Here is a 14,060-nt window from a genome sequence, read left to right as displayed (position 1 = left end):
TTCGTCATGTCCAGGAACGGTCCTTTCGCCCTGTTGTTTCATAGCCTGGTGGTGGTGTTCATGCTGGCGCCGCTGGTGGTGGTCTGCCTGGTTGCCTTCACTCCGGAGAACACCCTGAGCCTGCCGACCACGGAGTTTTCCCTGCGTTGGTTCCGCGCGGTGTTCGAGCGTGCGGATTTCGTCGATGCGTTCTACAACAGCCTGGTGCTGGCGTTCTGCGCAGCCTCGCTGGCGACGTTGATCGCGGTGCCGGCGGCCCTGGCGATCACCCGCCTCGAGTTTCCCGGCCGGGATTTCTTCAACGGTCTGTTCCTGTCGCCCATCATCATCCCCCATCTGGTACTGGGCGTGGCGCTGTTGCGGCTGTTCGCGCTGATGGGCGTGAACGGCAACTTCACCTGGCTGATCTTCGCCCACGTGCTGGTCATCACGCCCTATGTGCTGCGTCTGGTCCTGGCCTCGGCCATCGGCCTGGATCGCAGCGCCGAACAGGCGGCGCAATCGCTGGGGGCCGGGCGGTTCACGCTGTTTCGGCAGATCACCCTGCCGATGATCCTGCCCGGGGTGGCCGGAGGTTGGTTGCTGGCGTTCATCAACAGTTTCGACGAGGTCACGCTGTCGATCTTCGTCACGTCCCCGGCGACACAGACTTTGCCGGTACGCATGTACGTCTACGCCACCGAGTCCATCGACCCGATGATGGCGGCGGTGTCGGCCCTGGTCATTGCGCTTACCGCGCTGACCATGATTCTGCTCGACCGGGTGTATGGCCTGGACCGGGTCCTGGTAGGCAAACAATGAGGGCGCCATGGCTCTGCTGAAACGACTGGCCGAAGGCGACCGCCCGGCCCTGGACTTTACCCTGGACGGCATGCCGGCGACCGGCCTGCTGGGAGACACCCTGCTGACTGCGGTGCTGACCTGCAGCGACCACTTGCGCGGCAGCGATTTCAGCGCCCAGCCCCGGGCCGGTTTCTGCCTGATGGGCGCATGCCAGGATTGCTGGGTGCGCCTGGGTGACGGCCGCCGCGTGCGGGCCTGCTCCACACTGCTGGAAGCCGGACAGCAGATCACTCGCGAGCCGGGGCGCCAGGTATGAATCCATGTACGTGGCATGGCACTGCCAACTCCCCGAGGTGGTCATGAAACCCATCGCCATCGTCGGCGCCGGCCCGGCCGGGATCCGTGCCGCCCAGACCCTGGTCGCCCATGGCGTCTTTCCGGTCCTGCTGGACGAGGCCGCCCGTGGTGGCGGACAGATCTATCGGCGCCAACCGGCCAATTTCAAACGCTCGCCCGCCGCGCTGTATGGCTTCGAGGCAAACAAGGCCAACGCTCTCCACCAGACCCTCGACGAGCTGCGCGAGCAACTCGACTACCGCCCCGACACCCTGGTGTGGAACGCCGAGGCCGGCCTGCTGGACACCCTGCATGAAGGCCGCGCCGCCCGTCTCGAGTACGCCAGTGTGATCGTCGCGACAGGCGCCACCGACCGGATCCTGCCCGTGCCAGGCTGGACCTTGCCAGGGGTCTACAGCCTGGGCGCGGCCCAGATCGCGTTGAAGTTCCAGGGCTGCGCCATTGGCGAGCGGGTGGTGTTCGCCGGCAGCGGCCCCTTGCTCTACCTGGTGGCTTATCAATACGCCAAGGCCGGTGCCAACGTGATCGCGGTGCTCGACAGCTCGCCCTTCAGTAGCCAGGCTCGGGCCCTGCCCGGCTTGCTGAAGCAGCCCCTCACCCTCGCCAAGGGCCTCTATTACCGCGGCTGGCTGGCCGCCCACGGCATCGCCGTGCACCAGGGCGCGAGCCTGACGCATATCGAGGGCGAACGACGGGTTCGCTCAGTGCGATGGCGTGACACCCAAGGCGAGCAGTCCATCGCTTGCGATGCGCTGGCTTTCGCCCACGGCTTGCGCAGCGAAACCCAACTGGCCGACCTGCTGGGCTGCCAGTTCACCTGGCAACCCCTCAACCGCGCCTGGCTGCCCCAACGAGACCACGCCGGTCGCAGCAGCGTGCCCGGTGTCTACCTGGCCGGTGACGGCGCCGGCATCATGGGTGCCGATGCCGCGGAAATGGCCGGCGAGCGGGCGGCCCTGGCCGCACTGGAAGATCTCGGTTACCGGGTCGATCCGCAGCGATGCGCTCAGCTGGAACAGACCCTGGAACGCATCGGCCATTTCCGACAAGGCCTGGAACGTGCCTTCGCTTTCCCCGAGAACTGGGCCAAGGATGCTGCCGACGAGCTGATGATATGCCGCTGCGAAGAAGTCAGCGCCGGCGACATCCGCAGCGTGGTGGCTGAAGGTCACTGGGAGATCAACCGGGTCAAGGCCCATTGCCGGGTCGGCATGGGCCGTTGCCAGGGCCGCATGTGCGGTGCCGCCGCGGCGGAAATCATCGCCAGCGCAAGCGCCCGCCCCGTCTGTGGGATCGGTCGCCTGCGGGCGCAGGCACCGATCAAGCCGTTGCCCTTTGGCCTGGAGGTCGAGCCGTGATCGACGTAGACGTGATCATCATCGGCGGCGGTATCGTCGGCGCCTCGGCGGCCTTGTTCCTGAGCAAGGCCGGACGCCGGGTGGCGTTGCTGGAGCGCGATTTCTGCGGCGCTCACTCCAGCGGCGTGAATTATGGCGGCGTGCGGCGCCAGGGGCGGCCACTGTCGCAACTGCCGTTGTCGCAACGGGCCCACGAAATCTGGAGCCAGTTGCCGCAGCTGATCGGCATCGACGGTGAATACCAGCGCAGCGGCCACTTGAAACTGGCCCGCAGCGCCGAGGACCTGCGGGCACTGCACGATTATGCCAGCGCCAGCCAGGGCTTCGGCCTCGATCTGCAACTGCTCGATCGCGATGAGCTGCATGCCCGTTTCCCTTGGGTCGGTGCCGTCGCGGTCGGGGCCTCCTTCTGCCCGGAGGATGGTCACGCCAATCCACGGCTGGTGTCCCCCGCCTTCGCCCAGGCCGCTCGCCGGCATGGCGCCCAGGTCCATGAACAATGCGCCGTCGACAGCGTGGAGCACGATGGCCAGCGCTTTACCGTGCGTACCCGGGTGGGCCCGCGGCTCCAGGCTCCCTGGCTGTTGAACTGTGCTGGCGCCTGGGCCAGCCATTTCGCCGCGCAGTTCGGCGAAGCCGTGCCCATGCATGCCGGGCACCCGGCGATGCTGGTCACCGAACCACTGCCCCTGGTGATGGATGCCAGCACTGGGGTGGAAGGCGGCGGGATCTATGCGCGCCAGGTCGCTCGGGGCAATTGCGTGCTGGGCGGCGGCCAGGGTTTCGCCCTGGACGAGGCCCGCGCCCGACCCGGGCAGAACGCGGTGCTCGAAATCCTGCGCCAGGCGGTCGAACTCTACCCGTTCCTGGAGGGTGCCCAGGCCATCCGTACCTGGAGCGGCACCGAAGGTTACCTGCCCGATCGCCAACCGGTGATCGGCCCCAGCAGCACCCAACCCGGCCTGTTGCACGCGTTCGGCTTTGCCGGCGCGGGCTTCCAGATCGGCCCCGCGGTGGGCCAGGCGCTCACCGAAATCATCTGTTGCGGCGCTTCGAACACGTCGCTGGATGCGTTTTCCATCACCCGGTTCCACTCCATCTCCGTTGCTTGATAGAGGAAGGTCGCGCCAATGAATAACGTCAAACGCACTGCACTTCTGGGTATTTCCTGCTTGAGCGCCTTGCTCGGTATCGGCCAGGCACACGCCGAACCGACGCTCTACCTGGGCATGAACGGCGGAACCATGGAGCGGCTCTACGCCGACAAGGTCCTGCCGACGTTCGAGAAGGCCAACAACGTCAAGGTCGTGATCGTGCCCGGCACGTCCGCCGACATCCTGGCGAAGGTACAAGCCAGCAAGGACAATCCACAGATGCATGTCATGTTCCTGGATGACGGCATCATGTACCGCGCCATCGCCATGGGCCTGTGCGACAGACTCGAGGACAACCCGACCCTGGCGCAGATTCCGGCCAAGGGGCGCATCAAGGACCAGGCCGTGGCAGTGAGTCTCGGTGTCACGGGACTTGCCTACAACACGCGGTTGTTCAAGGAAAAAGGCTGGAACGCTCCTACATCCTGGATGGACATGGCCGACCCGCGCTTCAAGGACAAGCTGGTGTTCCAGTCGGTGGCCTCATCGACCTTCGGCCTGCACGGCTTCCTGATGTTCAACCGCATCCAGGGCGGCAATGAAACCGACGTGGAACCGGGCTTCAAGGCCTGGCCGGACACTGTCGGGCGCAACGTGCTGGAATACATCCCCAGCTCGGCGAAGATTTCCGAAATGCTGCAAACCGACGAAGCGGCGCTGTTCCCACTGACGCCTACCCAGGTGACTGCCCTCAAGCTCAAGGGCATGCCGGTCGAATACGCACAACCGAAGGAAGGCGCGGTAGTGCTCAACGTGGCCGAATGCGCCATCGCCCGCAACACCCAGCCTGAACTGGCGCAGAAACTCGCCGCCTTCCTGCTGACGCCCGAAGCCCAGGCCATCGCCCTGGAAGAAGGCGACCAGATCCCGTCCAACCCCAACACCCCGACCACCGACAAGACTCGCGGCCAGGTGGAGGCGATGAAGCAATACCTGGAAACCGCCATTGCCGTGGATTGGGACCAGGTCAACGAACAGCGTCCGGCCTGGAATGCGCGGTGGAACCGCAGCATCGAACGCTAGGGCTTGCCTGAAAAGACGCCAGGCGACGACCGTCACCCAGGCGCTTTTTTTGTACAACGCGAGGGGTAAACCGTGGCGCAGCAAGCGCTGTCCTGAAGCCTGGCATAAGGTGTGTCAGACTGTTCGGGTTGTGGCGTTGGGTTGCCTTGCAGCCCCTCGCCACAAGGTTCTGTGTCGGGCCCGATGGCTGCAGACTCCTTTCCTGATCGACAGCGAATTTTCCATGGACACCCTCGCCCAACTCCGCGCCGGCCAACTGTCGGGGACCACCCGATTGAAACTGGCATGTGGCCTGACGAAATTCCCCCGGGAAATCTTCGAGCTGGCCGACTCCCTAGAGATCCTCGACCTCAGCGGCAATCAGCTCGATACATTGCCCGACGACTTGCATCGGCTGAGCCGATTGCGCGTGCTGTTCTGCTCGGACAACCGCTTCACTGAACTGCCCGAATGCCTGGGCCGCTGCGCCGCCCTGACCATGGTCGGCTTCAAGGCCAACCGCATCGAACGTGTCACGGGGGCAGCCCTGCCGCCGCTGTTGCGCTGGCTGATCCTGACCGACAACCGCATCAGTCGATTGCCGGATGAACTGGGGCGACGCCCCCATCTGCAGAAACTCATGCTGGCCGGCAACCGATTGCAGCAGCTACCGCAAAGCCTGGGGCAATGCCAGCGACTCGAACTGCTGCGCGTCGCCGCCAACCGCCTGGTGGAGTTGCCGCAATGGCTGTCGACATTGCCCAGCCTCAGCTGGCTGGCCTACGCCGGCAATCCGCTGGAGCCCCAGGCCAATGCCGCCCCGTTGAACGCCACGCCCGCCATCGACTGGTCGCAACTGGCTCTGCGACAGCGGCTGGGGGAAGGCGCCTCGGGGGTGATCCACCGGGCCCGATGGCAACCGCCGGGCCAGGCGGCCAGGGAGGTTGCGGTGAAACTCTATAAAGGCGAAATGACCAGCGATGGCTCGCCATTGCACGAAATGCACGCCTGCATCACCGCCGGCAGGCATCCGAACCTGATCGAGGTACTGGGTCAGGTGGCCGGTCATCCCCAGGGGCAGGCCGGGCTGGTGATGGCCCTGGTGGGGCCCAGCTATCGCAACCTGGCCGGACTGCCCAGCCTGGCCTCCTGCACTCGCGATGTATATGCCGATGAACTGCGCTTGAGTCTGCCCGTAGCGTTGCGCATCGCCCACGGCATCGCCTCGGTGGGGGCGCATCTCCATTGCCAAGGGCTCACCCATGGTGATCTGTACGGACACAACATTCTATTCAATGACCAAGGCGACTGCCTGTTGGGAGATTTCGGCGCAGCGTCGTTCCACGGCACCCCGGACAGCGCACAGACCCGGGCATTGCAACGTATCGAAGTGCGGGCCTTTGGGATTCTGCTGGGGGAACTGCTGGAGCGGGTCGAACCCGGCGTCGTGGAGCTTGGAACACTGGAAGAATTGAAGGCGCGCTGTTGTCAGCCGCAGGTACTGGCTCGGCCGGGGTTTGATGAGATTGAGGGTTTGCTTAGCGAACTCAAGCGAATTGATCACTCCCATACCCACTGAGCTCACCCATCCTGGTGGCGAGGGGATTTATCCCCGTCGGGGCGGGAAGCGGCCCCGATGCAAACGACCTGACGCACCGCGATGTCGGGTTTTAGGGCTGCTTCGCAGCCCAACGGGGATAAATCCCCTCGCCACGGGGTGCCTGTGTTTCACAACACAGAGGCTGACCTTCGTCTCAGCCGGCCAGACCGACGAACATGTCCTGCACGTCGTCATGGTTGTCGAGGCCCTCCAGGAAGGCTTCGACTTCGGCCATCTGTTCGTCGGTCAGGCCGCTGACCGGGTTCTTGGGCTGGTAGCCCAGCTTGGCGGACAGCACGGTGAAGCCTTGCTCCGGCAACGCCTTCTGTACGGCGTCAAGGTCGGTCGGATCGGTGATGAACAGGGTCGCGCCCTCTTCGCCCGGCTCGAAATCCTGGGCACCGGCCTCGATGGCGGCCATTTCCGGATCGGCGTCCGGGGTGTCCGGCGTGGCCTCGATCATGCCTACATGGTTGAAATCCCATGCCACCGAACCTGAAGCGCCCAGTTGGCCCTTGCGGAAGGCGACGCGGATCTCGGCAACGGTGCGGTTGATGTTGTCGGTCACGCACTCGACGATCAGCGGCACCTGATGCGGCGCGAACCCTTCGTAGGTGACGCGGTGGTATTGCACGGTTTCGCCGAGCTGTCCGGAGCCCTTCTTGATGGCTCGCTCCAGGGTCTCGCGGGGCATGGAGGCCTTCTTGGCCTGTTCGACCACCAGTCGCAGGTGGGCATTGGTGGCGACATCGGCGCCGTTTCGCGCGGCAATACTGATTTCCTTCACCAGTTTGCCGAAGATCTTGCCCTTGGCGTTGGCAGCCGCTTCTTTGTGTTTAACCTTCCACTGTGCGCCCATTACTCACTCTCTTGTCTGACGCGCCGAGACATCTGCCGGCCGGCGCTGTGGCGCAAGTTTATACGGCCTAAACCGGCTGATCGACCAAAAAATGCAGCCGGGGAATCGACATTTCCGCAACGTAGCGTAGGGAATTTCTGAAACTGCGCTTCGCCCCCTCCGTTTTGCCCAAGGGTTTCGTACCCTCGTTGCCTCCTCTTCTCCAAGTAAGCACCGCAATGCGCAACGACACGGAAAGCCCCTTCAGCCTGACGCTCACGCAAAGCGACTTGCGCCTGCAAGTGCTGCGGTTCAGTGGTCGGGAAGCCCTCAACCGGCCGTATCGCTTCGACCTCGAACTGATCGGCCTGGCCCCGCCGATCAGCCCCGACACGCTACTGGGGCAACCGGCCTTCCTGCGCCTGGACGGCTCGTCCGGGGTGCATGGGATCGTGCACGATGTCGGCCTCAGCGCCCCTGCCGCGCACCGTATCGGCTATCGCCTGACGCTGGTTCCTTGTCTCCAGAACCTGGAACAAGGTCCGCAACGACGGGTTTTCCATCGCCTCAGCGTCGTGCAGATCCTGCAGCGCTTGCTGGAAGACCACGCATTGCCCGCCCATGGTTACCGCTTCGAGCTGCCCCATGGGCAGTATCCGTGCCGCCCCTTTTGTATCCAGTACGAGGAAAGCGACCTGGCACTGCTGCAACGGCTGTGCGAGGAAGAAGGCATCCACTACCACTTCGAACACACGCCCTACGGTCACGTCGCAGTATTTGCGGAAGATCCAAAAAGCTTTCCTACGCGATCTGTCGAATTATCCCTGCGTGCCGATGCTGGCGGCCAACAGACCATCGAGCACCTGTACCAGCATCACCGTTCCACACCGTCTGCCCCGACCTACCGTTTCAGCGACCGGGCGACGCCCCACGCCGCCACCGATGCGGCCAATCATGCCTTCGACGCTGCTGATCGCGAGGCGCTGCGGGGCAATCCAGCGCTGGCTCACGCCCACCAGGCCGGGCGCCGGAGCCTGGAGCGGCTGCGCTGCCGGCAGCGGGAGATCCACGGCCATAGCGCCCAACCCGCGCTGCGCAGCGGTCATGTCGTGCAAATCGACGGACACCCGGTCTCCACCTTCAACGATCAATGGCTGATCACCGAAATCGAACATCGCGGACGGCAATCCTCGATTCTCGAGGCGAACCCGTCGGCCGCACCGTCGGTCCGGGACTACCGAAACCGCTTCTCGGCCATCCCCTGGTCTACGGTGTACAGGCCGGCACTCGATCACCCCAGGCCCTGCATTCCCGGTTATCACATTGCGTATGTGCTTGGTCCTTCCGGCCAGCCGGCCCCGTTCGACGAGCATGGCCAGGTCCGGGTCAGCCTCTGGAACCCTCAGCAGGAAGGCATCGCCCTGCCGGTATCGCGGCAGATATTGAACGGCCACAGCGTACTCATCGCCGGCAGCGAAGTGCTGGTGAGCTTTCTCGATGGCGATCCCGACCGACCGGTGCTGTGCCCTGGAGCGATGGACAATGGCGGGCGCGTCGTCGCGCCATCATTGCCATCGTCGCACAACCGGGATTCACGGTTGCTGTTCGACTGGCTGCTCAACCCACCCGACACGACACCGTGATACATGCCCTGGGGTGGGCAAAAATTGACCTGGCACAAGCAAACCCGGCGAAACGGGCTTACAGTAAGCGCAACGCCGCCCAAGACGGCGCTCCCCCCTGATTGCCGGAGAGACTGCAATGCCCTGGAAAAGCTCCGAAAGCCGCTACAGTACCGCCACGGTCACCTTGCACTGGCTGATGCTGGTGTTGCTGGCGGTGGTATATGCCTGCATCGAATTGCGCGGGATCTTCCCCAAGGGCAGTGGCGGTCGAACCCTGATCAAGGAAGCGCACTTCATGCTGGGCCTGACGGTTTTCCTGCTGGTCTGGCTGCGCCTGTTCGCCCGCAGCATCGGCAAGGCACCGGCCATCTTTCCGGCTTCGCCTGCCTGGCAGACCGTCCTGGCGCGGCTGATGCATTGGGCGCTGTACCTGTTCATGATCGCCATGCCGCTACTGGGCTGGCTGATCACCAGCGCCGAGGGACATCAGGTGATGTTCTATGGGTTCGATCTGCCGTTGCTCGTCGACCAGGACAAGGATTTCGCCAAACGCCTCGAGGGCTGGCATGTGCTGGGCGGGACCATCGGCTATTGGTTGATCGGCCTGCACGCCCTGGCAGGGCTGTATCACCACTACATCGTGCGCGATAACACACTGCTGCGAATGATGCCCAAGCGCGGCTGACCCACCCTCATTCGAATCCCCGGCGACCCTGCAGGCCGCCGGTATGGACGAAAACCAGGCGAGTGCCCGGTGCGAACTGCCCGGCTTCGACCCTGGTCTTGAGCATCATCAGTGCCTTGCCGGTGTACAACGGCTCCAGTTCGATTGCCCGGGTGTCCGCGACGAAGGCGCTGAGCTCGGCATCGACCCGGGCGAAACCACCCCGGCTGCCGTCATGCAATTCATAAGGCAGATCGGCGAATCCTGCTTCTTTCAAGAGACTGGACACCTGCAACGCCACGCCGTGGTCCGGCGGCACCGCGAGCACACCATGGACCGTATGTTCCCCCGCCTCGGCCAGGACCAACCCCGCCAATGACGTCCCGGTGCCGCATGCCAGCCACCAACCATGATAGTCCGCCCATCCCAGCCTTGGCAGTTGCTCACGGACACTGGCCACCCAGGCCATGCAGCCTTGCGCGCCGGGCAATCCTGAACCGCCCTCGGGGACCGGGTATAGCTGCGGATAACGCGCCCGCCACGGCGTCCAGAAATCCACCGCGTGCCGTTCACGGTATCCACCGTAGCCCAGCCAGTGCAGCTCCATGCCGAACGCCATGAGATCAAGCACCGTGGGCGTTTGTCGGGGATGACCGCGCAACAGGCCGACCGTGGGGAAGTCGAAGCGTTTGCCGGCCGCGGCCAGGGCATGCAGATGGTTGGAGTAGGCGCCCCCCAGGCTCATGATGCCCTCGGCACCCACCTCATGGGCCGAGTGCAGATGATGAAGCAGCTTGAACCACTTGTTACCGCTGATCAGCGGATCGATCCGGTCCAGGCGCAGCACCGCCACCTCGACACCGGCACGGGCGAGCCAATCCAGATGAAGGGGTTCGAGTCGAGGTCGAGGATGCCAGTCGAGAGCGCCAAGCAGCATTGAAGCAAGCCGGATAGGAACGAACCGGCATCTTAACAGCTCGGTCGTCGATGACCGTCCACTTCCTGACGCCCCTTTTGGGGGCGGGCTTGCCCGTGAAGAAGCCGGCACGTTCAACAGGTCGGCAAACCCATCCACCTTTCGCGGGCAAGCCCGTTCGGAGTGAACGGGCGATCTTTTCCTACAGCTGCGCCGCCAGCCGCGAGCCCTGGTTGATTGCCCGTTTGGCATCCAGTTCCGCCGCCACGTCGGCGCCACCGATGAGGTGGACGGTCTGACCCGCCGCTTCCAGGCCTTCCTGCAGTTCGCGCAGCGGGTCCTGGCCGGCACAGATGACAATGTTGTCCACTGCCAGCACCTGGGGCTCGCCAGCGTCACCGATGCGGATGTGCAGACCTTCGTCGTCGATCTTCAGGTACTGGACACTGTTGAGCATCTGCACCTGCTTGTTCTTCAGGCCGGTGCGGTGAATCCAGCCGGTGGTCTTGCCCAGGCCATCGCCGACCTTGGAGGTCTTGCGCTGCAACAGGAATACTTGCCGCGCCGGCGCATGGGGCTCGGCCTTGATCCCGGCGACGCCGCCCCGTGCCTCGAGACGGCTGTCGATGCCCCACTCCTTCCAGAACGCTTCCCGATCCTGGCTGGTGGCAACGCCCTGGTGAACCAGAAACTCCGAAACGTCAAAACCGATGCCACCGGCCCCGATGACCGCCACGCTGCGGCCCACCGGCTTGCGCTCCAGGATCACATCCAGGTAGCTCAGGACCTTGGCGTGCTCCACCCCCGGAATCGCCGGTACTCGCGGCGCGATGCCGGTGGCGAGGATGATCTCGTCATAACCACCCGCCACCAGTTGCGCCACATCCACCCGGGTGTTGAGGCACAGTTCGACGTTGGTGGTCTGCAACTTGCGATTGAAATAACGCAGGGTCTCGTAGAACTCTTCCTTGCCCGGGACGCGTTTGGCAATGTTGAACTGCCCACCGATTTCGCTGGCCGAATCGAACAGCGTCACCTGGTGCCCTCGCTCGGCCGCTACGGTGGCCGCAGACAAGCCGGCCGGACCGGCCCCCACCACCGCGATTTTCTTCACCTGGGTCGCCGGCAGGTAGTTGAGCTCGGTTTCATGGCATGCCCGCGGGTTCACCAGGCAACTGGTGAGCTTGCCGCCAAAGGTATGGTCGAGGCAGGCCTGGTTGCAGCCGATGCAGGTGTTGATTTCATCCGCACGGCCGGCGGCGGCCTTGTTGACGAAAGCCGGATCCGCCAGGAATGGTCGCGCCATGGAGACCATGTCGGCGTCGCCTTCGGCCAGGATCCGCTCGGCCACTTCCGGCGTGTTGATACGGTTGGTGGTGATCAGCGGGATGCTCACCGAACCGCGCAGCTTGGCCGTGACCTTGCTGAACGCGGCCCGCGGTACCTTGGTGGCGATGGTGGGGATCCGCGCTTCGTGCCAGCCGATCCCCGTATTGATGATCGTCGCCCCTGCCTGTTCGATGGCCCTGGCCAACTGGACGATTTCCTCCCAGCTGCTACCGCCTTCCACCAGGTCGAGCATCGACAGGCGGAAAATGATGATGAAATCCGGACCTACCGCCTCGCGTACCCGACGCACGATTTCCACGGGCAAGCGCATGCGGTTTTCATAACTGCCACCCCAGCGATCGGTGCGGTGATTGGTGTGGGCCGCCAGGAACTGGTTAATGAAATAACCTTCGGAGCCCATGATTTCGACACCGTCGTATTCCGCCTGGCGGGCCAATACCGAGCAGGTCACGAAATCGCTGATCTGTTTCTCGATGCCCTCTTCGTCCAGCTCCTTGGGCTTGAATGGATTGATCGGCGCCTGGATCGCACTCGGCGCCACTTGCCGAGGGCTGTAGGCATAGCGGCCGGCATGGAGAATCTGCATGCAGATCTTGCCGCCGGCCTCATGGACGGCCCGGGTGACGATGCGGTGCTTGAGGGCTTCCTCCTCGGTGGTCAGCTTGGCCGCCCCCGAGTAAACGCCGCCCTCGTCGTTCGGCGCGATACCACCGGTGACCATCAGTCCCACCCCTCCAAGGGCACGCTCGGCAAAATAGGCCGCCATGCGCTCGAAACCACCGGGCTTTTCTTCAAGGCCGGTGTGCATCGACCCCATCAGGGTGCGGTTGCGCAGCGTGGTAAAACCCAAGTCCAGCGGGGCGAGCAGGTGCGGGTAATGAGAGGCTGTCATCGGTCACTCCACAACGGGCAAAATCACGGAAAAAATGCGGAGACTCTGGTGGCCTCCATCTGTCATGCCCGACAGCCTAAGAGCCACGGCGCAACGGCTCAATGACCGTAACTGACAACTTGATGATCCAAATGTGCAGCACCCCATCCCATCACTTACCACCCGCCGACCCGCTGCCGTAGCGCCCCTTCTCCCCCGAACACCTGCGATCCTGCTTGCGCGAGCCAGTTCGCGATGGCCAGGGATCCGTGTCGGTCACCTTGCGCCCTCGCATGGCGGACAGGTGCTTCCCGGATTGCACGCATCCTTTTGCTAATCCCTTGTTTTACCGTACCCTGCCCGTGACACTTCAAGCATCACGAACCGCACAAGGCCGTTGACTGTTCCCCCATGCGCAAACTTTTGTACCTGTTGTTTTCACTGGCCTCGATTGCCGCCCTGGTCACCTACGCGCTGTGGACGGCGGATCGTCCGGCGGGCCATTACCTGTCGGACCTGCGCATCAACCTGGCGGTCGACCAGGGCATCCCCGCCGATCAAGGCAATCTGCTGGGTATCCAGCCCGAGCTCTTCCCCACGGATTACCAGAGCCCCGAGCGACTGCATCGCAAACTCGCGGCCTATCTGCAGGCTGCTCGCGACCAGGGCTTTGTCAACGAAAAAACCATCGTGGTCCTGCCCGAGCACATCGGTACGTGGCTGATGATCAGCGGTGAAAAGGACGAGCTGTATCAGGCTGGGACATTGAAGGAAGCGATGAACTGGCTGGCCGTCAGCAACCCGTTGGCCTTTATCCGGGCCTTGCTCGCTGCCGAGGGCGATAAACGACTGGACGATGCGTACTTGCGCATGAAGGCCCAGGGCATGGCCCATGAGTACCAGGCGCTGTTTGGCGGCCTGGCCAAGGAGTTTGGCGTGACCCTGGTGGCCGGCTCCATCGTACTGCCCGAGCCCAGCGTCAGCGAGGGCGAACTGCGGATAGGTCCGGGCGCGCTGTACAACAGCAGCCTGGTGTTCGGTCGCGATGGCCGACCGCTCGGGCAACCTCAGCGCCAGCAGCATCCTGTATTCGATCAACACGAGGTACTGGGTAGCGAACGCTCCGACACACCTCGCGTCATCGACACCCCGGCCGGACGCCTGGGGGTGCTGATCGGCAGCGACAGTTGGTACCCGGTCTATTATCGACAACTCAACGAACAGGGCGCACAACTGATCGCCGTCCCCGCCTTTGTCCTGGGACGAGACACCTGGAACGAACCCTGGAGCGGCTATAAAGGCCTCTCCACCCCCAGCGAGGTCAGCCTCAAGCCAGGAGAAGTGAGCGAAGGCCAGGCCTGGCATCGCCTGACCCTGACCAGCCAGCTGCCCATCAGCCAGGCCAAGGGCGGCGTCAGCGTGTTCCTGCGGGGGCAGTTCTGGGACAACGGAAGCGCCGGCCAAAGCTTTATCAGCCACGGCGGCCAGCATTTCCCTGACGGCGAAGCCCGTGGCGCGCGCTTGCTGAACCTGTGGTTGTAG

General features: G+C 63.9%; 12 protein-coding genes. 9 read left to right on the top strand and 3 right to left on the bottom strand.

The window, feature by feature from the left end:
- Window positions 1-6: 6 nt before the first annotated feature.
- From BLP99_RS02060 to BLP99_RS02035, 6 genes are all read left to right on the top strand, one after another.
- Complete coding sequence (locus BLP99_RS02060) at window positions 7-801, top strand: ABC transporter permease (RefSeq protein WP_072388860.1); 795 nt, start codon at window positions 7-9, stop codon at window positions 799-801.
- Window positions 802-808: 7 nt separating this feature from the next.
- Window positions 809-1,099, top strand: coding sequence for a (2Fe-2S)-binding protein (locus BLP99_RS02055; protein ID WP_072430391.1), 291 nt, complete (start codon window positions 809-811; stop codon window positions 1,097-1,099).
- A gap of 43 nt (window positions 1,100-1,142) precedes the next feature.
- Window positions 1,143-2,498 carry an FAD/NAD(P)-dependent oxidoreductase gene (locus BLP99_RS02050; RefSeq protein ID WP_092179780.1) on the top strand — a complete coding sequence of 452 codons (1,356 nt, stop codon included), beginning with the start codon at window positions 1,143-1,145 and terminating at the stop codon, window positions 2,496-2,498.
- Window positions 2,495-3,610, top strand: coding sequence for an NAD(P)/FAD-dependent oxidoreductase (locus BLP99_RS02045; RefSeq protein ID WP_072430389.1), 1,116 nt, complete (start codon window positions 2,495-2,497; stop codon window positions 3,608-3,610). The genes BLP99_RS02050 and BLP99_RS02045 overlap by 4 nt, the downstream gene beginning before the upstream one ends.
- A gap of 18 nt (window positions 3,611-3,628) precedes the next feature.
- Window positions 3,629-4,675, top strand: coding sequence for an ABC transporter substrate-binding protein (locus BLP99_RS02040; protein WP_072388867.1), 1,047 nt, complete (start codon window positions 3,629-3,631; stop codon window positions 4,673-4,675).
- A 223-nt stretch (window positions 4,676-4,898) separates the two neighbouring features.
- Complete coding sequence (locus BLP99_RS02035) at window positions 4,899-6,233, top strand: leucine-rich repeat-containing protein kinase family protein (RefSeq protein ID WP_092179580.1); 1,335 nt, start codon at window positions 4,899-4,901, stop codon at window positions 6,231-6,233.
- A 175-nt stretch (window positions 6,234-6,408) separates the two neighbouring features.
- On the opposite strand, the gene BLP99_RS02030 is transcribed toward BLP99_RS02035, so the two are convergent.
- Window positions 6,409-7,113 (bottom strand): YebC/PmpR family DNA-binding transcriptional regulator, encoded by a 705-nt coding sequence (locus BLP99_RS02030; RefSeq protein ID WP_072388869.1) that lies wholly within the window; start codon window positions 7,111-7,113, stop codon window positions 6,409-6,411.
- Window positions 7,114-7,331: 218 nt separating this feature from the next.
- Between BLP99_RS02030 and BLP99_RS02025 the strand changes: the two genes are divergently transcribed.
- Window positions 7,332-8,735 carry a type VI secretion system Vgr family protein gene (locus BLP99_RS02025; RefSeq protein ID WP_076407215.1) on the top strand — a complete coding sequence of 468 codons (1,404 nt, stop codon included), beginning with the start codon at window positions 7,332-7,334 and terminating at the stop codon, window positions 8,733-8,735.
- Between the two features lie 118 nt (window positions 8,736-8,853).
- A complete protein-coding gene (locus BLP99_RS02020) occupies window positions 8,854-9,402 on the top strand; it encodes a cytochrome b (RefSeq protein ID WP_072388873.1) in 549 nt (182 codons plus the stop codon).
- A 7-nt stretch (window positions 9,403-9,409) separates the two neighbouring features.
- Here the strand turns inward: BLP99_RS02020 and BLP99_RS02015 are convergent, their stop codons facing one another.
- Together BLP99_RS02015 and BLP99_RS02010 are read right to left on the bottom strand one after the other, a co-directional pair.
- A complete protein-coding gene (locus BLP99_RS02015) occupies window positions 9,410-10,318 on the bottom strand; it encodes a 1-aminocyclopropane-1-carboxylate deaminase/D-cysteine desulfhydrase (protein ID WP_072388875.1) in 909 nt (302 codons plus the stop codon).
- A 181-nt stretch (window positions 10,319-10,499) separates the two neighbouring features.
- Window positions 10,500-12,539: an oxidoreductase gene (locus BLP99_RS02010; protein WP_072430384.1), complete on the bottom strand. Its 2,040-nt coding sequence runs from the start codon at window positions 12,537-12,539 to the stop codon at window positions 10,500-10,502.
- 390 nt (window positions 12,540-12,929) lie between these two features.
- On the opposite strand from BLP99_RS02010, the gene BLP99_RS02005 reads away from it, so the two are divergent.
- The gene (locus BLP99_RS02005; protein ID WP_072388879.1) at window positions 12,930-14,060 is read left to right on the top strand and encodes a carbon-nitrogen hydrolase family protein; all 1,131 of its coding nucleotides are present in this window, start codon (window positions 12,930-12,932) and stop codon (window positions 14,058-14,060) included.

Origin of the sequence: Pseudomonas sp. NFACC32-1 (assembly GCF_900101215.1) — a bacterium.
GTDB lineage: Bacteria > Pseudomonadota > Gammaproteobacteria > Pseudomonadales > Pseudomonadaceae > Aquipseudomonas.
This window is presented reverse-complemented; position numbering and strand designations above follow the sequence as displayed.

Excerpts from the sequence above, each read along its gene's own strand:
- BLP99_RS02060 (WP_072388860.1), top strand. The coding sequence starts at position 7 with ATGTCCAGGAACGGTCCTTTCGCCCTGTTGTTTCATAGCCTGGTGGTG.
- BLP99_RS02055 (WP_072430391.1), top strand. The coding sequence starts at position 809 with ATGGCTCTGCTGAAACGACTGGCCGAAGGCGACCGCCCGGCCCTGGAC.
- BLP99_RS02050 (WP_092179780.1), top strand. The coding sequence starts at position 1,143 with ATGAAACCCATCGCCATCGTCGGCGCCGGCCCGGCCGGGATCCGTGCC.
- BLP99_RS02040 (WP_072388867.1), top strand. The coding sequence starts at position 3,629 with ATGAATAACGTCAAACGCACTGCACTTCTGGGTATTTCCTGCTTGAGC.
- BLP99_RS02035 (WP_092179580.1), top strand. The coding sequence starts at position 4,899 with ATGGACACCCTCGCCCAACTCCGCGCCGGCCAACTGTCGGGGACCACC.
- BLP99_RS02030 (WP_072388869.1), bottom strand. The coding sequence starts at position 7,113 with ATGGGCGCACAGTGGAAGGTTAAACACAAAGAAGCGGCTGCCAACGCC.
- BLP99_RS02025 (WP_076407215.1), top strand. The coding sequence starts at position 7,332 with ATGCGCAACGACACGGAAAGCCCCTTCAGCCTGACGCTCACGCAAAGC.
- BLP99_RS02020 (WP_072388873.1), top strand. The coding sequence starts at position 8,854 with ATGCCCTGGAAAAGCTCCGAAAGCCGCTACAGTACCGCCACGGTCACC.
- BLP99_RS02015 (WP_072388875.1), bottom strand. The coding sequence starts at position 10,318 with ATGCTGCTTGGCGCTCTCGACTGGCATCCTCGACCTCGACTCGAACCC.
- BLP99_RS02010 (WP_072430384.1), bottom strand. The coding sequence starts at position 12,539 with ATGACAGCCTCTCATTACCCGCACCTGCTCGCCCCGCTGGACTTGGGT.
- BLP99_RS02005 (WP_072388879.1), top strand. The coding sequence starts at position 12,930 with ATGCGCAAACTTTTGTACCTGTTGTTTTCACTGGCCTCGATTGCCGCC.